General features: G+C 62.0%; 22 protein-coding genes and 1 pseudogene. 9 read left to right on the plus strand and 14 right to left on the minus strand.

Going from position 1 to position 18,938, the window contains the following annotated elements; translation table 11 throughout:
• The 3 genes from Q7J44_RS19955 to Q7J44_RS19965 all read left to right on the plus strand — a co-directional run.
• Positions 1-892 (plus strand): ATPase, T2SS/T4P/T4SS family (locus Q7J44_RS19955; protein WP_304882872.1); only part of this gene is annotated, 892 nt, incomplete at its 5' end.
• Positions 893-909: 17 nt separating this feature from the next.
• The gene (locus Q7J44_RS19960; RefSeq protein ID WP_304882873.1) at positions 910-1,329 is read left to right on the plus strand and encodes a hypothetical protein; all 420 of its coding nucleotides are present in this window, start codon (positions 910-912) and stop codon (positions 1,327-1,329) included.
• Positions 1,329-2,354, plus strand: coding sequence for a type IV secretion system protein (locus Q7J44_RS19965; protein WP_304882874.1), 1,026 nt, complete (start codon positions 1,329-1,331; stop codon positions 2,352-2,354). The genes Q7J44_RS19960 and Q7J44_RS19965 overlap by 1 nt, the downstream gene beginning before the upstream one ends.
• A 276-nt stretch (positions 2,355-2,630) precedes the next feature.
• On the opposite strand, the gene Q7J44_RS19970 is transcribed toward Q7J44_RS19965, so the two are convergent.
• A complete protein-coding gene (locus Q7J44_RS19970; protein ID WP_304882875.1) occupies positions 2,631-3,263 on the minus strand; it encodes a hypothetical protein in 633 nt (210 codons plus the stop codon).
• 142 nt (positions 3,264-3,405) lie between these two features.
• On the opposite strand from Q7J44_RS19970, the gene Q7J44_RS19975 reads away from it, so the two are divergent.
• The 4 genes from Q7J44_RS19975 to Q7J44_RS19990 all read left to right on the plus strand — a co-directional run bounded on the left by Q7J44_RS19975 (position 3,406) and on the right by Q7J44_RS19990 (position 6,911).
• Entirely contained in the window at positions 3,406-3,978 is a 573-nt protein-coding gene (locus tag Q7J44_RS19975) for a TetR/AcrR family transcriptional regulator (protein WP_304882876.1), read from the plus strand.
• A 252-nt stretch (positions 3,979-4,230) separates the two neighbouring features.
• Positions 4,231-5,307, plus strand: coding sequence for a ribosome small subunit-dependent GTPase A (gene rsgA / locus Q7J44_RS19980; protein ID WP_304882877.1), 1,077 nt, complete (start codon positions 4,231-4,233; stop codon positions 5,305-5,307).
• Between the two features lie 4 nt (positions 5,308-5,311).
• On the plus strand, positions 5,312-5,740 hold the full coding sequence (locus Q7J44_RS19985; protein ID WP_304882878.1) for a GNAT family N-acetyltransferase: 429 nt from the start codon (positions 5,312-5,314) through the stop codon (positions 5,738-5,740).
• A gap of 148 nt (positions 5,741-5,888) precedes the next feature.
• Entirely contained in the window at positions 5,889-6,911 is a 1,023-nt protein-coding gene (locus tag Q7J44_RS19990; RefSeq protein WP_304882879.1) for an AraC family transcriptional regulator, read from the plus strand.
• A 33-nt stretch (positions 6,912-6,944) separates the two neighbouring features.
• Here the strand turns inward: Q7J44_RS19990 and Q7J44_RS23365 are convergent, their stop codons facing one another.
• The gene (locus tag Q7J44_RS23365; protein ID WP_370693043.1) at positions 6,945-7,115 is read right to left on the minus strand and encodes a hypothetical protein; all 171 of its coding nucleotides are present in this window, start codon (positions 7,113-7,115) and stop codon (positions 6,945-6,947) included.
• Between the two features lie 54 nt (positions 7,116-7,169).
• Entirely contained in the window at positions 7,170-7,697 is a 528-nt protein-coding gene (locus tag Q7J44_RS23370; protein ID WP_370693044.1) for a hypothetical protein, read from the minus strand.
• Positions 7,698-7,781: 84 nt separating this feature from the next.
• Here Q7J44_RS23370 and Q7J44_RS20000 point away from each other — a divergent pair, with 84 nt between their 5' ends.
• Positions 7,782-8,048, plus strand: a complete 267-nt coding sequence (locus tag Q7J44_RS20000) for a transposase (protein ID WP_082135403.1) — start codon at positions 7,782-7,784, stop codon at positions 8,046-8,048.
• Here the strand turns inward: Q7J44_RS20000 and Q7J44_RS20005 are convergent.
• From Q7J44_RS20005 to Q7J44_RS20045, 9 genes are all read right to left on the minus strand, one after another.
• On the minus strand, positions 8,036-8,617 hold the full coding sequence (locus Q7J44_RS20005; RefSeq protein WP_304882881.1) for a hypothetical protein: 582 nt from the start codon (positions 8,615-8,617) through the stop codon (positions 8,036-8,038). The two genes, Q7J44_RS20000 and Q7J44_RS20005, sit on opposite strands and share 13 nt — an antisense overlap.
• A gap of 504 nt (positions 8,618-9,121) precedes the next feature.
• On the minus strand, positions 9,122-9,637 hold the full coding sequence (locus tag Q7J44_RS20010) for an ATP-binding protein (protein ID WP_304882882.1): 516 nt from the start codon (positions 9,635-9,637) through the stop codon (positions 9,122-9,124).
• Between the two features lie 99 nt (positions 9,638-9,736).
• Positions 9,737-10,435, minus strand: a complete 699-nt coding sequence (locus Q7J44_RS20015; protein WP_304882883.1) for a DUF4386 domain-containing protein — start codon at positions 10,433-10,435, stop codon at positions 9,737-9,739.
• On the minus strand, positions 10,435-11,424 hold the full coding sequence (locus Q7J44_RS20020) for an EamA family transporter (RefSeq protein WP_304882884.1): 990 nt from the start codon (positions 11,422-11,424) through the stop codon (positions 10,435-10,437). Before Q7J44_RS20020 ends, Q7J44_RS20015 begins: the two co-directional genes overlap by 1 nt.
• 168 nt (positions 11,425-11,592) lie before the next feature.
• On the minus strand, positions 11,593-12,246 hold the full coding sequence (locus tag Q7J44_RS20025) for a DsbA family protein (RefSeq protein ID WP_304882885.1): 654 nt from the start codon (positions 12,244-12,246) through the stop codon (positions 11,593-11,595).
• The gene (gene wrbA / locus Q7J44_RS20030) at positions 12,246-12,869 is read right to left on the minus strand and encodes an NAD(P)H:quinone oxidoreductase (protein WP_304882886.1); all 624 of its coding nucleotides are present in this window, start codon (positions 12,867-12,869) and stop codon (positions 12,246-12,248) included. Before wrbA ends, Q7J44_RS20025 begins: the two co-directional genes overlap by 1 nt.
• 106 nt (positions 12,870-12,975) lie before the next feature.
• Complete coding sequence (locus Q7J44_RS20035; RefSeq protein ID WP_304882887.1) at positions 12,976-13,863, minus strand: LysR family transcriptional regulator; 888 nt, start codon at positions 13,861-13,863, stop codon at positions 12,976-12,978.
• A gap of 212 nt (positions 13,864-14,075) precedes the next feature.
• Complete coding sequence (locus Q7J44_RS20040; protein WP_304882888.1) at positions 14,076-14,432, minus strand: VOC family protein; 357 nt, start codon at positions 14,430-14,432, stop codon at positions 14,076-14,078.
• A 50-nt stretch (positions 14,433-14,482) separates the two neighbouring features.
• Positions 14,483-15,463 (minus strand): NAD(P)-dependent alcohol dehydrogenase, encoded by a 981-nt coding sequence (locus tag Q7J44_RS20045; RefSeq protein WP_304882889.1) that lies wholly within the window; start codon positions 15,461-15,463, stop codon positions 14,483-14,485.
• A 97-nt stretch (positions 15,464-15,560) separates the two neighbouring features.
• Here Q7J44_RS20045 and Q7J44_RS20050 point away from each other — a divergent pair, with 97 nt between their 5' ends.
• On the plus strand, positions 15,561-16,442 hold the full coding sequence (locus tag Q7J44_RS20050) for a LysR family transcriptional regulator (protein ID WP_304882890.1): 882 nt from the start codon (positions 15,561-15,563) through the stop codon (positions 16,440-16,442).
• A 304-nt stretch (positions 16,443-16,746) separates the two neighbouring features.
• On the opposite strand, the gene Q7J44_RS20055 is transcribed toward Q7J44_RS20050, so the two are convergent.
• Positions 16,747-18,732 carry a type IV secretory system conjugative DNA transfer family protein gene (locus Q7J44_RS20055; RefSeq protein WP_304882891.1) on the minus strand — a complete coding sequence of 662 codons (1,986 nt, stop codon included), beginning with the start codon at positions 18,730-18,732 and terminating at the stop codon, positions 16,747-16,749.
• Positions 18,725-18,938: pseudogene (locus Q7J44_RS20060) on the minus strand (hypothetical protein); the annotation flags it as partial. The gene Q7J44_RS20055 and the pseudogene Q7J44_RS20060, both read right to left, overlap by 8 nt.

Genomic DNA, 18,938 nt, shown 5'->3' on the forward strand with positions numbered 1-18,938 from the left:
CCCGCTTACCCAGACCGAGATCAAGGACCTCGGCAACCAGATCGCCTCGGCCGCCTCAACCACGCTCAGCACCAAGAAGCCCATCGTCTCGGTGTCGATCCTTTATCGCGACCGGCCTATCCGGGCGCAGGTGATCCAGCCCCCCGCCGTCGAGGGCGGATTCTCCATCTCACTTCGGTTCTTCTCCTCGCTGCCGCTGGAAGCCATCAAGCTTGGCTTCCTCTATGGCGGGGAGCGCAGTCTTGAAGGCCTGCGCTTTGAGCGAAACGCTGCGCTGCGCGATGTAGTGGCCTCCGGCGACATCGACGCCGCCTTGCGGTTCTGCGTCGAGAACAAGCTCAACATGATCGTCTCGGGCGGCACCTCGACCGGCAAGACGGTCGCGGCGCGCAAGATCCTCTCGCTGATCCCACCCGAGGAGCGGATCATCACCATTGAGGAGGCAGCCGAACTGCGCCCCGAACAGCCGAATGCCTTAACGCTCATCGCCGACCGGGATACCGACGCCCGCAGCGCCGATGTGCTTCTGGCCTCGACCCTGCGGATGCGGCCTGATCGGATCGTGCTGGGCGAGGTCCGGGGTCGGGAGGCCATGACTTTCCTCGAGGCGATCAACACGGGGCATGGCGGCTCGCTCACCACGCTGCATGCCGAGACCCCGCAGCTGGCGGTCCGTCGCCTCGCCATTGCCGCGCTCAAGACCGATGTGCCGATGACCTATGCCGATATGGTGGACTACATCGAGGGCTCCATCGACGTGATCATTCAGGCCGGCCGTCATGACGGCGCCCGCGGCATCACCGAGTTCTTCCTGCCGAGGCAGGCGAGACATCCAGACCAGAACACGGGTCCAGCCGGGGGTGCCGAGCGCCCCACGGTCGCGGCCGAATGAACCGAAAGGAAATCCCCATGCGCCACACCATCCTCGCCGCAGTTGTCACCCTGCTGGCCGCGCCGCTCGCGGCCCAGACCTCGCCTCAGGTCACGAACGATCTCACCGTGACCATGTCGCCCCAGCAGTACCGGATCTGCAACGACCGGCCCGCACGACCGACCTGGATGGATGAAGTCCACCCGCGCGAGGCCTACAAGGCGCTGACGTTGATGGATCTGTACGAACTGCGCGCATGGGAACAGATCGTCGATACGGGCAACTGCGGCTGCGAAGTCCGCTTCCCGGCATGGGAAGATGCCTCTGAAGAATTCAACGAACGGTATCGCCTGGCATCAGCCGCGGAACATACGTCAGCGCAGCGGGACATCCGGCAGCAGCGCAACGAGCTGCGCCACGCGGTTCAGGACATCTGCGAAGCTCAGGGCAACTGGTAATGAGCGTCGTCAACTGGATGGTCGAAACTGCTGACGGTTTCCTTGTCGATGCGGCCGAGTCCCAGTTCGGGGCTGTGGCCAGCAATACCGGCACGATCGTCCTGCTGATGGTCACGCTCTCGTTGATCGGCGTCTGCATCAACATGGCCTTCCAGTTCCGCAGCATGGATGGGGCTAGCTTCTTCTGGTACCTGATCAAGCTGATACTGATAGGCCTCTTCGCGTTCAACTGGGCCAATTTCAACGCGGTGTCCAACGCCGTGATCGGAGGCCTCGACTATGTCGCCGGCGCGCTGGTTTCGTCCGTCGGCGGAGGTGGCGCAGGCGCAACCCATTTCGCGGGAGAGTTCGACAACCTGATTGAGCGCTTCGCGACATATTTGAACGCGATCGGCAGCAATCTGAACTGGATGACGGGCGCGATCCTCGGCGGCATCGGCCTCGTGCTCCTGAGCCTTCTTGGCTTCATGACTGGCATCGTCCTCATCTTCGCCAAGATGATGCTGACGCTGATGCTCGGCCTTGCTCCGATCATGATCGCTTTGTCGCTCTTCGATGCGACCAAGGATTTCTTCCACAGATGGGTCTCGACGACGATCAGCTACGCCTTCTACCCCATCGTCATCGCCGCCATGTTCTCGACCGTCGTCGGCATGGCGAATTCGCTGCTGGCCCAGCTCGGTGACCCGAACTCGGCCACCAACATCGGCTCGCTGGTCCCGTTCTTCGTGATGGTGTTCCTGGCGAAGGGCTTCGTTGCGGCAACACCCCTCATCGTTCGGGGGATCTCTGGAAACCTGATGGTGGCTGCGGCTCCCGCTGTGGTCGCTGGATCGACCGGGATCATGCGGGGGATCTTCAATACCGACGGCGTCAAGGGCAGGGCGCGGATCGGTGCGCTCACGACAGGCGAAGTGATCGGACGAGGGGCTGTCCAAGCTCCCGCCGCCGTGCGGAGCGCCGCGGCAACGGCAAGCGCGCAGGTGGTACGGATGGCCGAGAGGGCGAAAAGGTTGGGTCGTTGAAGCCAGAAGCGAGTGTGGCTCCCGTGATGGATGGTGACGATTTAAGCATGTTTTCAATTGGTTGTGCGATGCCGTGTGCAGTTCATGTGCATGTTTCGATCGCGTGATATCGCACTACTTCGTGGGCATTTCGGTGCGCTGTCATGTCCGTACAGTGCCGCCAACGAGATGGCTTTGTAAGCTGTGAGTGCTTTATCTCGTCCAAATGAATGGTGGGCCGAAGCGAATTATGGCTAGAAACACGAAGCTACAGAGAGGACCTTCCTCGGCAAATCGTCAAATTGGCGACATCGTAAGGGTGATAGCCGGGATCAGGATAATGGCGAAAGCCGCAGTGATCGCAGAGGCGCGACCAAGCGATCCAACAAAGCGGGAAAGCAACAGCGGGCCGAGGATCCAGTAGGCCAGCGCGGTGACGAACCCGGGGAAATAGCAACCAGTCCAGATGACCCACCACACATGGGCGATGGCATTCCCGATGGCCCCGTAGACGATATAGAAAAGCACCGGGATCAGCAGGAACTTCAGCCCCTTCTCGAAAACCAAAATGAAGCCGACGGCAAAAACGAAATACGAGAACAGGTTGATGCCGACGAAAAGCGCGTCGCTGTAGGGCGGTGCGCCGTATAACTCGGGAAACAGGCTCCGGAAGCCGGTCAGATACTCCTCGAAGAAGTGGATAAACTGCCAGGCGAAGACGCCGTAGTAGAGCGGATAGAGCGTGCCGCCTTTCGGCAAGGCTGTCTGCGAAACATGCAGCCAGGCGAAAACCCCCCAGGCGACGACGAGCCCCGGAACGAAGGTCACGACAAGGGGCCTGCCTCCGACCAGGACGAAGATCGTTCCGATGATCAAGGCAAGGAGCGTGCCGATCGCAAGATCCCTGCGGCTTACTGTTTGGGTACTCATGGGTATGTCCCTTGCGCGCTGGGGCAGCTGACCTCGGCATGAAAGTCAACGGTTGTTGGCATACGTCAGGGTACTTGCATTTGTCAACGCTTGTTGGCAAATGGTTTTTGTGAGGGGAAAGACCAAAGGAGAAGGACGCGCCATGCGCAAATCCGATCGAACGCGCGCAGGCATCCTGGAGGCAGCCCGGGCAATCTTCGCCGAGCACGGCTACGAGGGCACCAAGGTGCGCGCGATCGCGGAGCGCGCGTCGATCGACCCGTCGATGATCATCCGCTATTTCGGAGGCAAGGACGGGCTGTTCTCGCTGGCTTCGAAGGTCGAACTGGGATTGCCGGACATCAATCCGACAGCGCCGGTCCCAGTTGGCGCGATGCTCGTGGGGCATTTCCTCGAACTCTGGGAAGGAAGCGGCAAAGACATGGGGCTTGTGATCCTGCTGCGCGCGGCGGCGACCAACGAGGCGGCGGCGGAACGGATCCGCACGATATTTCGCGAACAGGTTCTGCCAGCGGCAGCGCGCTTCGGCGACCCGGCGACGGCGGAAACGCGCGCGGGCCTGGTCGTCAGCCAGTTGTTCGGCCTCGCGCTGTGCCGCTACATCCTGGCCATCCCGCCGGTCGCGGAAATGTCCCGGGCTGACATCGTGGAAAATCTTGCTCCGGTCGTGGACCTTCACCTCTTCGGGGACGGCCGCGGGGAAAGCGTCCGCTGACAGAGGTCATCGGATCAGTGACTCGGTCCTTCACGTCTTGCAAAAATCACCGCACTCCCTTAGACGAGCAGCATGTTCATGGAGATTTTATGACCCGATAATGCGGGGAGGCAAAGCGCCCTCCCGAAACAATGCTAAGTGAAACCAACGTCGCCGCGTTACCGCTGCGGCCGATTATCTTAGTTTTGTCTGGTCAATTTCGATATTTCGACGCGGACTTGTTCCGCTCTCCGAACATGAAAGATCCCAAAAATGATACGGGACTATTCCAAATTCTTGCTGCCTTTGGGCTCGAGCAAGATTCCACAACGCGAGCCTTCCCCTTTGGAAAGACTTGGCTGGAAACCCTTCTTCAGCCAGCAAACCGATGTTGATGCGACCGTTGATGCACCACCGGTTCGCGTGGTTGAAGTTCACAGAACTGGCTTGCGGGTGCTGGGTGAAAATCTTGATACCCTTATCCCGCCGGGGCCGAATGCGACAGTCGGCGACTGGCTGCTCTATGATCCGCAAAAGCCCTCCAATAGTAAGGTTTTGGAACGCAGGAGCGTGTTCGAGCGTCGTGCGCCGGGCTCAGACCGTAAGCGGCAGCTGATTGCTGCCAACGTGGACACGGTCTTTATCGTGTCGTCCTGCAACAAGGATTTCAACATCGCGCGCCTCGAGCGCTATGTCGCGTTGGCGTTCGAGGCGGAGGTAACGCCTGTGATCTTGCTGACCAAGGCAGACCTTTGCGAAGATCCAGAAGCCTACGTAAAAGCGGCAAGTGCCATTTCAGACCGCGTTCTGGTCGAAGTGCTCAATGCCTTGAGTGAAGAACCAATTGCCAAGTTGGCTCCATGGTGCAAGCCGGGCCAAACAGTTGCATTTCTGGGGTCGTCTGGTGTCGGGAAATCGACACTGGTCAATGCTCTCTTTCGGGATGGTCTGGCCGATACGGCTGCCATTCGCGAAGATGACAGCAAGGGTCGCCACACGACGACGCGCCGACAATTGCACTTTACAGCCGATGGCTGCGCGGTGCTGGACACGCCCGGCATGAGAGAGCTTCAACTCACCGATGTCGAGGCCGGAATTGCAGATGTGTTTGCTGACATTGTTGCCTTGGCAGGCCAATGTCGTTTCAGCGATTGCAGACATGACAGCGAACCTGGTTGCGCCATCCAAGGTGCATTGAAGCGCGAAGAGATTGATCCTGACCGATTTGCGCGATGGAACAAACTGGTGGCGGAGGAACGCTTTAACGCGTCTACGTTGGCCGAACGCAAAACAGCCGACAAATCTCTCAAGAAGATGATCAACGCGATCCAGCGTAAGAGTAGGAAATAGAACAATGATGCGTGGATACAAAACCAGCGATACCGATGCGTTGATCACAATCTGGGATAAAGCAGAACCACTCGCGCACCCCTTCTTGTCGGATGAAGTCAGGGACCAGGTGCGCAGGGACACGGTTAACATCTATCTGCCGAACGCCGAAACATGGGTTCTGGAAAACGATGGCACGCCGGTCGGTTTTATTGCAATGATCGGCACGGAAATTGGAGGGTTGTTCCTCGATCCCTCTGAACAAGGCAAAGGCTTGGGGCGTCAAATGGTAGACCATGTTGTCGCCATCAAAGGTCCACTGACCGTAGAGGTTTTCAAAGACAACAAAATCGGTCTGCCGTTCTATGAGCGATACGGCTTTGTGGTGACCGGCGAAGGTGTGTTCGACGCCAGCGGCGACGAAACCTTCAAGATGGCTATGCCCGGTTCCTGATAATCACTTGGGAGGCGCTGATCATCAGAGCCTTCCAACAACGGTGCCCGCCGCAAGGAGACCTGAACTGTTTTTGATCCAACATGATTAGTCGAAGAAGCGGTGGTATAGCGACGACCAGGCTTTTGTTTGGCCAGCAGGAAGACCAATGATCACTTTGCCCCTCGTTTGGCTCGTAAGTGTTCTGACGACAATTGCAGCGTTTGCATTGGCGCAGGATACCCGCATGCCCTTTCAAGCGCGCCTTTTTCTGTGCGTTTTTCTTCTGACCTTGGCGAGCATCGGCCTGCTGCTCGGGCTCCGACTTTCATTTGACGTGCCCTGGGCCGCATGGCTCCAGCCGTTGGTGGCCGTGATGGTCGCACCTTCGGCCTATCTCGGCTTCTCGGCTCTGACACAAGACCTGGGGATGAACTGGCGCAGGAGGATCCTCTTGAGTGCGGCGCCAGTCGCCGTCGCGCAATTGGCGATACTGGTAAGCCTCCCGGTCTCGGCAGATGTGTTTGTCCTTGGCGTCAACAGCGTCTACCTGGTTTCGATTGCGCGCCTTCTGCGCCGCCAACCAGATGACTTCGTCCATGTCGCGCCGCACGCATTGATAATCGTGCGCTCCGCGATCAAAGCCACCATTGTCCTGCTTGGCATGATGGTGGCCACGGATCTTTCGATTGTGGCTGCCAGCCTGTTCGCAGGCGATGCCCATATCCTGACATTTCTGACCGGGGTGTCAGGTGTTTTCACAGCATTCGTTTTTGTCGTCGCTCTGGTCGGTGCACCGATGTTGCTTCAGGTCACAAAGGGAGAGGCAACCAAATTCGAAGGGCCGACCGACGCCGATCGCGCGACACGGGCTGTGCTTGATGCGCTGATGAACGACACCCACCTCTACACGGACAGCAATCTGACGCTTGCGCGGGTCGCGCGGCGGTTGTCGGTACCTGTGCGGGATGTCTCCAATGCCATAAACAAAACGACGAGCGAGAATTTTTCGCGATATATCAATGGCTTTCGCATACGCCACGCGCAAGAGGCCCTGCGCAGGACCGAGTTGTCCATCACCGAGGTGATGTTTGAAGCGGGCTTTGTCAGCAAATCGAGTTTCAATACGGAATTTCGCCGGGTGACCGGGAAGACTCCTTCACAATTTCGCGCCGAAACGGCCACCATCTGACGGGGCGCAACGATGGAAATGGTCGTGGCGAGCCTACAGCGCGACGGCAAACGCCCAAAATGCAAGGTGGGTGGCAATATGGGCAACCATCGCGTGTTCGAGGCCACGCCGCCAGAACAGCCAGCCAAAAGCCAAGCCAAGCAGGGCATTGAGCCCGACAGTGCGCAAAATCACGACCGGTGTCAGTGGGATGAGCGTCGCCATCGCTGGCAGGTGACCGGCTCCGAAAAGGACCGCCGAAACGAGCAAGGCGCCGAATTAGAGCCCGGGCGGGAGCGTCGTCCATACCTTTGCGCCGACCCAGACAAGAAACGTCATCAGGCCGTATCGCAGAGTAAGCTCTTCGGTAATTCCACCGTAGCTGATCGCCATGATCGCCGTGCCTATGTCCGGAAGGCTCGCGACCGAGGGGAGCCCGATCCAGGGCGCGAACAATATGTCGAGCACGACCACAACCGCACCTGTGCCGAAGCCGACAAGCGCGGCGTGCGCCAGTCCCGACACTTGCATCAAAGGCGGCGGGTCGCCCCGCAACCGCGCGGCTACCCAGGACCGAAGTCCAACACGTTCCCCGAAGGCCACGCCTGCTCCGACCCCGGCGACCAGAAGGATAAATGGCTGCACGACGATCAGCGCACGCAAAACGTTGTCAGACACATCAGGGGAAACACCGAGTTCACGCAGCGCGTTGATGTCCTGGCCGAAGGCAAGCGCTACCAGGCCGAGACTTCCAAGACACGACCAAACGAAAAATGGGACAAAGAAGCGGGCAGATTGAGCGCGCATAGCGGGTCCTTTTCACTTCGTTAAACGATCAACCCTTCCTCGCCCAAGGGCGGTTCAGCGACGAAAGCGGAAAGCAGCATATTGATGATCGCGGACCGAGGTCATGTTCGCCACGCGTTCCGCGAAGCACTGAACGATCTCGGCATCAAAGCCTCGATCGGCGGGCGCAAAGACCGCAACATACCGGTCGAGGACGGGACGAAATGGCACAAGCCGCGCAAAAAGGTCGAGCGCATGTTCGACCGCCTCAAGGACTGGCGATGTATCGCCACCAGCTTCGACCGATGCACACACGCTTTCACAAGCACATGTGCATCGCCGGGGCTGTCATCTTCTGGTCATGAGCCCTGAGCCCGAAGCTCGGAGCACGCGGTCCGGCCTGTCGTCGCGCCGAAGATGTCGGCTACGATGGAGCTTCCCGGATTGAGAACGAACCCATGACTTTCACTCAATCCTGTCTGAATGAAGATGTCCGCCTCAGAGTCATCCATCTGGCCGCTGATGCGGTACATATCGCTGACCACGTCATCGCCTGCCGCCAGCGCTCTGGCGACCCGCGCGGATTGGAGGATCAGACGAATTGGATGTGTTTCGTTGGTGGAGATGCCCTCGCCTCCGAAATCGCCCGCGACGAAACGTATAGGGACGGTCAGGCACTCGTGGCTGTCATCGCTCTTCAAGACTGCGGTGCCGCGTCCCGTGACCCCCCTCAGCTGTAGCAGCGTCGCCACGCGAGGGGCATCAATGTAGGCAACCCCATAGGCCCCGGCGGGTATTTGTTGCCCTGCCTCCGACTGGACGGCAGCGCTCACGGGCCAGCTGGTTTGCTGATCTGCCTCCTGGGCGCTCGCTCCGAGCGACGTGAGAAGCAGCGCGACCGGGGCGGTCAGAAGAAGAGTGAATGTATGGTGGATCGACATGTCTGGTGTTCCTTGGTGCATGGCTGGTTGAGTTGCGCAACTTGCTGCAACGTCTTGCACATGAAGGATGGCGCCGGGCAAAGAGCCCGAACACGCGATCCAGAACGTTCGGAATCGCAATTTCGAACGCTTTTGGTACGATCCTCAACGTTCGCCACGTCGGCAGTGCGGTCAAATGAGGATTGCTGGAGCATGACGGCAGCGGACCAAGGGCTTGTCCGCCCGTCGTCCAGTACAGCCGGGAGCTCCATGTGCGGGCGGCAGAAGAGCTGGCCTTGTTGCCGGAGGGCTCTGCGATCTCGGAGATGTTGAGCGACTATGCAGTGATGCGGGCGCAGGTGCGGGCATGTGGGAAGTCCGGCCTCACCAAGCGGCCCAGGAAACACTACTGGACAATGGCGATGAAGCCGCGAACACTTGCGAGATGATTTGAGCGCAGCGCGCAGATTGATTACGACTTATTGCTTTTGGGGGTGAGTGTTCTGCACGGCTTCTGGTCTGATTTCAGGTCTCCAGCACCTGATCGTGTGCATAGCCATGCAGCACGAGATCAAAGCCTTCTTCAGCGGTCGGCGATGCGAAGTGACTGGAAAACTCGTGGAACTGTGCCTCCGTGACCGCGAAGGGGTGGTCTCCCGCCGCGTTGCGCGCGCGCAGCCGAGCCAAGCAGACCTCGTCTGGCACGTCAAACACATGAAGCTGGTGCGCGGCTTCAGTGCCGGCGATGATCTCCCTCATCCAGGCGCGTTGCGCGACAGTGTTTGCCGGGAAGTCGAGGACGACCGACACACCCGCGTTCAGCAAGCCCACCACATGAGGCCTCATGACACTTTGGAGCTTCGATGAGCACCGCACGTAATCCTTCAACGAATGCAGCTCATCTGCGAAGAGCGCATCGAGCCAGGCGTCCTCAGCGATGAGAACCGTTCCGGGCGTGGCCCCAAGCTGGGCGGCCATGGTGGACTTCCCGGATGCAATCTTACCGCACAGCATGTGCAGCGTCGGAGATTCAGACAACATTGTTATGGCTCCCTCATTGCGGGTGAAAAGATTTCAGGATTGGCCTGTAGCGGGATCTGATGCCAAAGTATTGGCCTCGTCCGCCAAGGCATTGACAGATCATGCCACCGCATTCCTTTCTCGGTGGCTGTTCCTTTGAAAAAGCAGCCGGATGCAGAACGCCGTCTCGGCGAGGATCGTCAGTAGATACGCCGGTACGAATGCCTGTGACCATTCAGGGGAGAAGAAGCGCAGGCCGCTGCCGATCAGATAGACGAGCCCGGCGATCGCCAGGCCGGCCCCGAAGACCTTCGCAAAATGACCTGATTGCCAGACAAGCAGACCCATGATCAAGCTATTGACGCCAAAGAAAATGAGGCCGAGATCATAGCCATGACCGTGCAGATCGAGGAACACCAGCGCAAGCGCGTTGGCTTCGACGAGCTCGTTGGGGCCAGAAATCAGAAGCCACGCGGCTTGCAGGACCATGAGGTTCGCGGCAATCAGCACGGTCTGGATCAGCCGGAACACCATCGCAGACAGGGCAAGCCCCGGCGACGCGGCCCGGAAGATCAGATAGAGCAGTAATGCGAGCCCGGCATCGCAAAGCGCCATCACCAGATCGGCGGCGATGGCCAGCCGGAACTGGCCCGGGGCGGCCAGGATCGCCGCCGCGGTGCCTGCCGCATCGCCAAGGTCGATCAACGGGCCACGCAGGCCCAGCTCGGCCCCTAGGCCCGCGACGATGATGAGCAGGTACAGCATGCCTGCAAGGCGGGCTTGGCGGGCAAACTCGGGCGTCAGTGCGGGATCGGTCATCAGGGCCTCCTTTCGGTGCGATTGGCCATGACATACCGAAACGGATTCGACCCGAAAATTGCTAGAACCGCACCGGTGCGGTTCATGATCGTTCCGCCAGCTGGGGCGGTACCCGCCTCCGGCTTTGCCGACGCTGGCGTCGTCGGGCGGTTCGCCCGTTGACCTGCCCAGACCGAACCGAGGACGATCAGCGCGCCGAATCCCTGCAGCAGGGACAGCGACTGGCCCAGCACCACCCAGCCAAGGATCACCGCCGTCACCGGGCTCATCATGCCCAGCATCGAGACCGCTCCTGGCTCGATCCGGGCGACGCCCCGGAACCAGAGCGCATAGGTGGCCGCAGCGCCGATGAGCCCGAGCCAGACAAGCCCGGCCAGGTTCGTCGCCGTGAGCGGCGGCAGCGCGGGTTCAATAATCAGCGCCAGTGGAAACAGGATCAAACCCCCGGCAGTCAGCTGCCACGCGGTAAAGCTGAGGGCGGATACCGGCGGCTGCCATCTCCGGCTTAGAACCGTGCCCGCGGCCATGGACGCAGCGCCACCAAGCCCGGCGGCGATGCCCACGGGGTCCAGTGCGGCGTAGGGACCGATCAGCAGCAGCGCCACGCCCAGGACGCCGGTGGCCGCCGCGGCAACCGCGCCGGCCCGGATCGGCGTGCCAAGCCAGCCGCGCGCCATCAGGATCACCATCATGGCCTGCAGCGACCCTAGTGTGGCTGCTACCCCGCCGGGAAGCCTGTAGGCGGCCACGAACAGCAGCGCCCAGAACAGCGCGAAGTTGAAACTGCCGAGCAGGAAGACGCGACCGAGCCAGGCGCGGGGTGGCAGGCAACGCGTGACAGCAAGCAGCAGCAGTCCGGCTGGCAAGGCCCGAAGCGCGGCAAGGGTCACGGGATATCCTGCAGGCAGCGCTTCGGTCGTGACGAGATAGGTGCTGCCCCAGATCGCCGGGGCGAGTGCTGTCAGAAGAATGTCGGTGGTGCGGGACATGGATGTATCTCCTGGGCGATGCTTACCAAAGCGGATGGAGGGGCAAGCGCGGGCGGTCCGGCCAGGGATCCAGGCCGATATCGCGCATCAGATGAGGCGGCAGATCGCGCGGAACGCCGCGCGGTATGCGGTGGCGGTGCCGGGCTACAGTGCGGAGGAATGAGAGGGTCATGGCATTTCCTTCCAGGCGACGAGGCGGAGGGCGGCCCGCAGTTGCGCGGCCAGATCCTCGCGCGGTCCGTTGACGAACCGGGCGCCGGTCTCGCGGACGATGAGGGTTGGAATGGACCGGACCTGGAGGGCACGGGCGTGCTGCCGGTCGGTCTCGACGGCACGAAGGGTTTCCGGGTCCTCGAAAAAATCGACGAAGGCCGCAGCTTCGAAGCCCAGCTCCCGGGCGGCGTGCAGCACCGTTGCTGGGTCGGCGACGTTCCGCGCCTCCGTCAGATGCGCGCGCTGCAGGCGGTCGAACATGTCCCAGTGGGCGGCCTGTCCGCCAAGCTGCTCCGCTGCCTTGCATCCCAGTGCGGCCGTCAGCCCGTGGGGATAGTCGAAGGGCGCGGCCCGCATGGCGTCGATATCGACGAGGTCCGGTCGGTCGCTCACCTGGCGGCAGACCGCCCAGTGCCCGAGGATGGTCTCGCGGGCGTCCTCGGGCGTGCCCCAGCGGGTGGCCATCTCGGCGCGGCTGGCTTGCAGGACGAAGGTGCGGTGCCGGATGTCGAGGTCGAACTCGGTGGCAAGCGCTCGCATCCGCGACGAGATGTTGAAGCACCAGCAGCAGACGACATCGTGGAAGAAGTCGACGGTGAGGGAAGCCATCACGCGGCCTCCTCTGACAGGTTGCCCCCAGCCAGCCGCGCGGCGATCCGCGCCACATGCGCGCCCTGGAAGCGCGCGCCGGCGAGATCGGTCTCGGTGGGCGCGCGTGAGCCATCGGCTCCGGCGATGGTGCCCGCGCCATAGGGCGCACCGCCGACGATCCCTTCGGCCGTCGTCTGACCGGCGAAGGTGTAGGGCATGCCCGCGATCAGCATTCCGAAATGCTGCAGCGGGATCTGGGTCGACAGCAGCGTCGCCTCGTGCCCGCCATGCTGCGAGCCGGTGGAGGCGAAGACGGCGGCGACCTTGCCGACCAGTGCATTCCGCGCCCAGAGGCCGCCAGCCTGGTCGAGGAAGGATTTCATCTGACCGGCCATCATGCCGAAGAGCGTCGGCGTGCCGAAGATGATGGCGTCGTAGGCTTCCAGATCGGCCGCCGCGGCAATGGGCGTGTCATCTGCCGCGAATCCGGCCTTTTGCCGGACTTCCTCGGGAACAGTTTCAGGCACGCGACGCAGATCGACATGGGTGCCGGGCACGCTGCGTGCGCCTTCGGCTTCGGCTTGCGCAAGGGCGCGGACATGGCCATAGCTGGAATAGTAGAGAACAAGAACGCGGGTCATGGGATCCTCTCAGGGGCTTGGTTTCGCTGCCTGAGAGGATGGGCGATGCGGCGCAGCGGAATAACCGGCCCGCTGTCACTTCATTCTTTACGCCTGTTGAAGAATGTCAGGGCCGGAGCGCCGCGCGCAGGTGGTCTAGGAAGGCCGTGACCTTCGCGTCTATCCCCAGCCGAGAGGCCATCACGGCGAAGATCTCCGGCGCCGGCAGCTCCCAGTCGGGTAGAACCCGCACCAGCGCGCCCCGCGCCTCGGCCTCGTTCGAGACGAAGTCCGGCAAGGTACCGATGCCCTGGCCCGAGATCAGGAGGTCACGCAGGACGAGGCTGTTGCCAACACGAACCGGCGGGTCGAGGTCAATCGTGACCGTGCCGGAAGGGCCAGTCAGCGCCCATGAGGTCAAGTGGTCCGCAAGCAGGAAGCCGATCACCCGGTGCCGGGCGATGTCCTGCGGGACAACCAACACGCCCGCTCGGTCCAGATAGTCGGGGGCCGCGAAGATCCGCTGCCGCATCGTCCCGATCCTGCGCGCCACCAGCGCCGAGTCCGGCATGGCCGGCCGGATGCGGATCGAGACGTCGAACCCGCCCTCGACCATGTCCACCACCCGGTCGTCCATGGACACTGTCAGACGCAGATCGGGATAGGCGTCGAGAAACGTCGGCAGGATCGGCGCGATCACCGTCTGCCCGAACGAGCTGGAGGCGTTGACCTTCAGGTGACCACGCACGGCCCCGGCGCCATCGCGGATGCGCGTCTCGACGCCGGCGACAGCGTCGAGTATGCCTGCCGCCTCGTCGTAGTAGAGCCGCCCGGCATCAGTGAGCGACATGGAGCGGGTCGTGCGGGTGAGCAGCGTCGTGCCAAGACTTTCTTCGAGCAGCTTGATCTCGCGGCTCAGAAGCGCGGGTGACACGCCAAGATCCTCCGCCGCACGCGCGAAGCTGCCGCGTTCGACGATGCGGCGGAAGGCGTGCATGACGGAAAGTTTGTCCACTTGGCTGAAATCCGGTTGGTTGACGAGCGGTCCACAAAAGAGCGCATACTCATGAGAATAGCATAAATCGCCCAGCGTTGTTAAAGGCTTGGCTGTGTCGCATTCCGCCTAGAGTGCTGCGTCGCATTCCACCCAGAATAAAGAGCCAGCAATACGGTGCATCATGTGACCCGAGGATGGCGTACCGACCAAAGTATCGGACGTTGAATTCCTTAGTCGGAAAGACACAGCTTGTTGCCATCAAGGTCTCTCACATAGGCCGAGAACTTCGGCCCACGCTGCCCCGGCGCTCCCTCGCAGGTGCCGCCCAATTCAAGGGCCAGGCCGTGCATCCTTTCAACGTCGCCCGATGCTCCGACACAAAAGCCAACCATCGTGCCATTCCCGTTGGTTGCCGGCGCCTCATTGAAGGGCGTCGCGATTGCGAAGGCAAAGTCGTCGCCGAGCCAGTAGGTCATGCGGTCCGACGGTGACATGGTCTGAAGACCCGCGCCGGCGAAAAGTCCGTCGTAGAAGGCCTTCGATGCGTGCATATCGTTCGTCCCAAGGACGAAGTAATTCATTTTCATGGTTGTCTCTCCGATTGAATTGGTGGTTCATCTGACAGCGTGCCGCGCGCTTACACGACGACGACATTGCCGCGCTTGTGACCCGTCTCCATATGGCGGTGCGCCTCGATCAGGTCGCCCAATGGGTAGACCCGGTCGATGACGGGCTCCAGCTTGCCGTCCTCGACCATCTCGACGAGGGTGGCGAGCATCGGGTGCAGCACGTCCGGCTTGAGCATGCCGGTAGCCGAGAAGCGTGCCTTGCGCGTGCCCGCAATCGCGGTGCGCAACATCGCGCCCAGCAGGCCGAGGCCCAGCACCGGGCAGACGTAGCGGCCGGAGCGGGTCAGGCTTTCCTTGGCCTCGGCGAAGGAGGAGACGCCGATCGTATCGTAGATCACGTCATACCGCTCGCCCTGTCGGGTGAAATCCTCCTGGCCATAGTCGATGACCCTGCTGGCCCCGAGTGCGGCCACCATGTCGGCGTTGCGGGCGCTGCAGGTGCCAGTGACCTCGCTGCCCATCGCGGCGGCGATCTGCACTGCCGCGCTACCGAGGCTGCCCGATGCACCGACGATCAGGACTTTCTGTCCCGCGCGCAGTTCAGCCACCTCGCGCAGGAAATTCAGCGAGGTCAGCGGCCCATCGCACATCACGGCGGCGTCCTCATGCGAAAGTGCCGCGGGCTTCTTCATCAACACGCCGGACTCATCGAGGCAGATGTGGCTGGCATTTGCCCCGAACTTCAGGCCCGCCTCACCGAATACCACGTCGCCCACGGCAAACCGGCTAACACGGTCACCCACGGCGATCACCTCGCCCGAGAGCCCGGTACCCGACAGGTTTTGACGCGGGCGGCGCAGACCGAGGAATAGCCTTGCAAAGCGGGGCTGCCCGGCGCGCATCATGCCATCGGCGCGCGTCACGGCCGAGGCGCGGATGCGGATCAGGATCTCGGTGGGACGAGGTGTCGGAATGGGCAGGGTCACCGGGTTCAGCACCTCGGGGGCGCCATAGTGATTGATGCTCCATGCAGAGAGTGTTGCGGTCATGGTGGACTCCTTTCGGTTCGGTTGCCCTGTCTCTACCGGACCGAAATCCATCCGAATATTGCAGTTCATGCACCACTGTGGTTCATAATCGTCCCGCATGGTGGATTGGAAATCTCTTCCGGCCTTTCTGGCCGTGGCGCGGGCGGGTTCGCTGCGCGGGGCTGCCGAGCAGTTGGACGGCACCCACGCGACCGTGCGCCGACAAGTCGAGGGGCTTGAGGCGCAGTTGGGTGTGCAGCTGTTCCGGCGCAGTGCGGGCGGGCTAGAACTGTCGGCGGCGGGCCGCAAGCTGCTGCCGCAGGCACTCGAGGCCGAAGCGTCCTTGCGCCAGGGCTTCAACGCCGTGCGCGGGCTGGACAGCGAGGCGGCGGGGCGCATCCGCCTGTCAGCCGACCCGATGACCGCGCATTTCCTGCTGGCGCCGGTTCTGGGCGAGTTCTTGTCGCTCTATCCCGACATCCACATCGACATGAACCTGTCCTACGCCATAGACTCGATCGAAAGGCTGGAAACCGACGTCTCGATCCGCCATGTGCGCGACCTCACCGGTGATGCCGTGGGGCGCAAGCTGTTTCCGCTGTCGATCGGTGTATTAGCCTCGCGTAGCTATATTGACAGGCATCTGCACGATGCCGGGCCGCGCGGCGAGGGGCTGACCTGGCTCGGTTACGGTGAGGTGCCGGAATTGCAGGCGATGATCGCCGCCTCGCCGTTTCCGCGTGCTGCGGTGCGCCATGCCATCCCGGATCCTGCGATGCATATGCATCTCGCCCGGGCCGGAGTGGGCATGACGTTCCTTGCCGCATGGGTGCAGAGCGTCTTTCCCGAACTTCAACGGGTGCCAGGAACCGAGCTAGATCAAAGCCGCTCGACTTGGGTGCTGATGCATGGGGATCTGCGCCGGGTGCAGCGGGTCAGGCTTTTCGTCGATTTCCTCTACGAGAGCCTGCTCGAGCGGCGCGCGGACTTCATCGGATGATTGTCAATCCGGCCTTGAGGCGTATTCGGGCGAGAGCATGGCACCTCGAGTACCGCTAGATGTAAAGTCTTGACCGGGTGCCTGATGTGCGCTGTGTAATACAAATGATTTCAATGCCTTAGACTGGAGAAGGTTGGATTTGAGGCCCACCCCCTCCCACGCCGACGCACACCAATTTGTTGTTCTTGACCTCTGGAGGATCAGACCGAATGTCGCGTAGTCCCAACGGGTTAGGCTGCCGCCATGTGCAGATCGTGTGCAACGTGATAAATCCAGCGCGACACCGTCCAAGGTGCGGGGTCCATCATTCAACGTGAGCGGCAATGATCGCCCGCGTCGTCTGCACAGCCGCCGCAAGTTGGGTCCTGTCTGCCTCCTTGAGCCCCAGTCCAGCCAGATCGAACGACAATTGACCGGACCCACCGCCACCCGCCGCAGCGCGTGCTGCTCGGGCGCGCGCCCGACCTGATGGCGCTGGCTGCGGATCCTGCGTCTCTGTTGCAGGTGGCTCAACGGTCATCGAGGGGGACGCAGTCCCAGACCCCTGCGCCCCCGCGGCCGTCCTCACCTCCTGCAGTTCCAGCTTCAGCTTCTCCACCGTCTCCCGCGTCTCGGTCATCTGCCGATCCCGCCTCAGCCCTTCCTCATCCGGATACGGGAAACTCCCCGCCTGACCCGCGTGAAGCACCTTCAGCGCTGGGTCCTCGAAATACTTGATCCGCCGCGCCCGGATCGGCATCTGCGCGTCGATCACGAGGATCACCTCGTCCAGGTCCATGCGGCGGGCCTGGTCCTCGGTCAGAAGCGGCGTATCCTCGGTCCGCTCGGAGACGCTGCGCCCCTCGAACGGGTTACGGCCGACCGCACGCGACCGGGTGACCACGCGCTTGGTGGTCTTGCCAACAGCCTGGCTCAGCTCCTCAATGGTCTTCTGCTCGGACGGGGTCAGGTAGAGCTTCACGCCCGCACCGCCCTGCAGCGACCGGCGGGTGTTCTCGCCATAGATCTCGTCCAGCGCCGGAATGGTCTGGGTGACAATGGCCAGGTTTCCGCCGAAGGAGCGCAGCGTCTTGATGCTCTCGGCGACGATCGGCATTTTCCCGAGACGGTCGAATTCGTCGAGCATGATCATCACGGGCCAAGGCTCGTCGTCCCCTGGTTCCTGCGCCTGCAGCGACGCGATGAGGTCCGAGAAGAACAGCCGGATCAGCGGGGCCAGCGGGCGGATCATCTCGGACTCGACCACGAGATAGATCGCGTGGGGGCGACGCCGGATGTCCCGGAAGGAGAAGTCCGAGGTCGCGGTGGCCGCGTCGATCGCACGGTTGTCCCAGGTGTCGAGACCCGAAGTCATCAGGAGCGACAGGTACGAGGTCAGGGTGTCATTGTTGGTCGAGGCCATGCGCTCAAAGATCAGCTTGGCCGAGGTGTTCTTCACCTCTTGCGCGCGCTTGAGGTATTCCTTTTGCTTGTCGCCGCCCGAGGCGGTGATCCGGTAGATCTCGCCGATGGTTGGCACGCCACGCTCGAAGGCCAGAAGGCCGGCCGCCACGAACAGGTCGATGCCGCCAGCCAGAAGACCGCTCAGCTTTTCGTTGTCGGTCTGCAGGAAGAGCTTGGCGGTCAGCTTCAACTCCATCTGCTGCCGGTCAGGGTTGGTCATGGCCGCAATACGGGCCAGCGGATTGTAGCGGTGGGTAGCGCGGTCCCAATCTGTCGGCGCGAAGCGGAACACCCTGTCGCCCATGCTGGCGCGAAAGCGTGATGTCTCGCGGAAGTTCTCGCCCTTCACGTCGAGCACCACGGCCGAGCCCTTGTAGGTGAGCAGGTTCGGGATCACGAAGCCTACTCCCTTGCCTCGGCCCGTGGGCGCCACGATCAGCGCATGCGGGAAGGTCTTCGAGACGAGGAAGGGACGCTTCGATTTCGGGGGGCCGAGCTTGCCGAGAAGGAAGCCGCCACCCGGTTTGGCGAAGAAGCCGTTGCGCTTCATTTCGGCCCTGGTCTGCCAATGCGTCGTGCCGAAGCGCGTCAGGGCATCGCCGAGAAGCGTGACACTCAACATGAGCGCGGCAACGCCAAAGCCTGCGAGGATCAGGTTCACCCAGAGGAAGTCTCGCGGGGCGCTGACATCAAGTGCGCGGTACTCGCGCGCAAGCAGGGTGACGTCGAAGGCTTGCGTCGACAGGCCATAACGGATGGTCAAGTAACCGGTGGCCACGACATAGCCGATGGCGAGGCCGACCAGCGTCAGGCTGAGGATGCCGCCCGCGATCTTGCCCTTATCCATGGGTGATCCCTTTTTCGCCATGGGTCGCCGCGTGACGCGCGCGCTGCGCCTCGATCTGTTCTTCGGCCAAGGCATCCAGCACCCGCTCCATGGCGGGGCCGTGGGCAGTCACCTCGCTGCTTTCCAGATAGGCCTTCGCAAGCTCCAGCTGCCGCAGCGGATGTTCGGTGAACTTGTCCAGCACATCTGCATGGCCGGCGCGCAGG

The organism is Pseudotabrizicola sp., from assembly GCF_030656345.1.
Lineage (GTDB): Bacteria > Pseudomonadota > Alphaproteobacteria > Rhodobacterales > Rhodobacteraceae > Pseudotabrizicola.

Bases quoted from the DNA above. Each gene is read 5' to 3' on its own strand.
- Q7J44_RS20025 (WP_304882885.1), bottom strand. From the start codon at position 12,246: ATGGCTTCCCTCACCGTCGACTTCTTCCACGATGTCGTCTGCTGCTGG.
- Q7J44_RS20055 (WP_304882891.1), bottom strand. From the start codon at position 18,732: ATGGATAAGGGCAAGATCGCGGGCGGCATCCTCAGCCTGACGCTGGTC.
- Q7J44_RS19990 (WP_304882879.1), top strand. From the start codon at position 5,889: ATGATCACTTTGCCCCTCGTTTGGCTCGTAAGTGTTCTGACGACAATT.
- Q7J44_RS20050 (WP_304882890.1), top strand. From the start codon at position 15,561: ATGGTGGATTGGAAATCTCTTCCGGCCTTTCTGGCCGTGGCGCGGGCG.
- Q7J44_RS20010 (WP_304882882.1), bottom strand. From the start codon at position 9,637: ATGTTGTCTGAATCTCCGACGCTGCACATGCTGTGCGGTAAGATTGCA.
- Q7J44_RS19970 (WP_304882875.1), bottom strand. From the start codon at position 3,263: ATGAGTACCCAAACAGTAAGCCGCAGGGATCTTGCGATCGGCACGCTC.
- Q7J44_RS20045 (WP_304882889.1), bottom strand. From the start codon at position 15,463: ATGACCGCAACACTCTCTGCATGGAGCATCAATCACTATGGCGCCCCC.
- wrbA (WP_304882886.1), bottom strand. From the start codon at position 12,869: ATGACCCGCGTTCTTGTTCTCTACTATTCCAGCTATGGCCATGTCCGC.
- Q7J44_RS19985 (WP_304882878.1), top strand. From the start codon at position 5,312: ATGATGCGTGGATACAAAACCAGCGATACCGATGCGTTGATCACAATC.
- Q7J44_RS23370 (WP_370693044.1), bottom strand. From the start codon at position 7,697: ATGCGCGCTCAATCTGCCCGCTTCTTTGTCCCATTTTTCGTTTGGTCG.
- Q7J44_RS19960 (WP_304882873.1), top strand. From the start codon at position 910: ATGCGCCACACCATCCTCGCCGCAGTTGTCACCCTGCTGGCCGCGCCG.
- Q7J44_RS20020 (WP_304882884.1), bottom strand. From the start codon at position 11,424: ATGTCCCGCACCACCGACATTCTTCTGACAGCACTCGCCCCGGCGATC.
- Q7J44_RS20040 (WP_304882888.1), bottom strand. From the start codon at position 14,432: ATGAAAATGAATTACTTCGTCCTTGGGACGAACGATATGCACGCATCG.
- Q7J44_RS23365 (WP_370693043.1), bottom strand. From the start codon at position 7,115: ATGGCGACGCTCATCCCACTGACACCGGTCGTGATTTTGCGCACTGTC.
- Q7J44_RS20000 (WP_082135403.1), top strand. From the start codon at position 7,782: ATGATCGCGGACCGAGGTCATGTTCGCCACGCGTTCCGCGAAGCACTG.
- Q7J44_RS19965 (WP_304882874.1), top strand. From the start codon at position 1,329: ATGAGCGTCGTCAACTGGATGGTCGAAACTGCTGACGGTTTCCTTGTC.
- Q7J44_RS19975 (WP_304882876.1), top strand. From the start codon at position 3,406: ATGCGCAAATCCGATCGAACGCGCGCAGGCATCCTGGAGGCAGCCCGG.
- Q7J44_RS20015 (WP_304882883.1), bottom strand. From the start codon at position 10,435: ATGACCGATCCCGCACTGACGCCCGAGTTTGCCCGCCAAGCCCGCCTT.
- Q7J44_RS20005 (WP_304882881.1), bottom strand. From the start codon at position 8,617: ATGTCGATCCACCATACATTCACTCTTCTTCTGACCGCCCCGGTCGCG.
- rsgA (WP_304882877.1), top strand. From the start codon at position 4,231: ATGATACGGGACTATTCCAAATTCTTGCTGCCTTTGGGCTCGAGCAAG.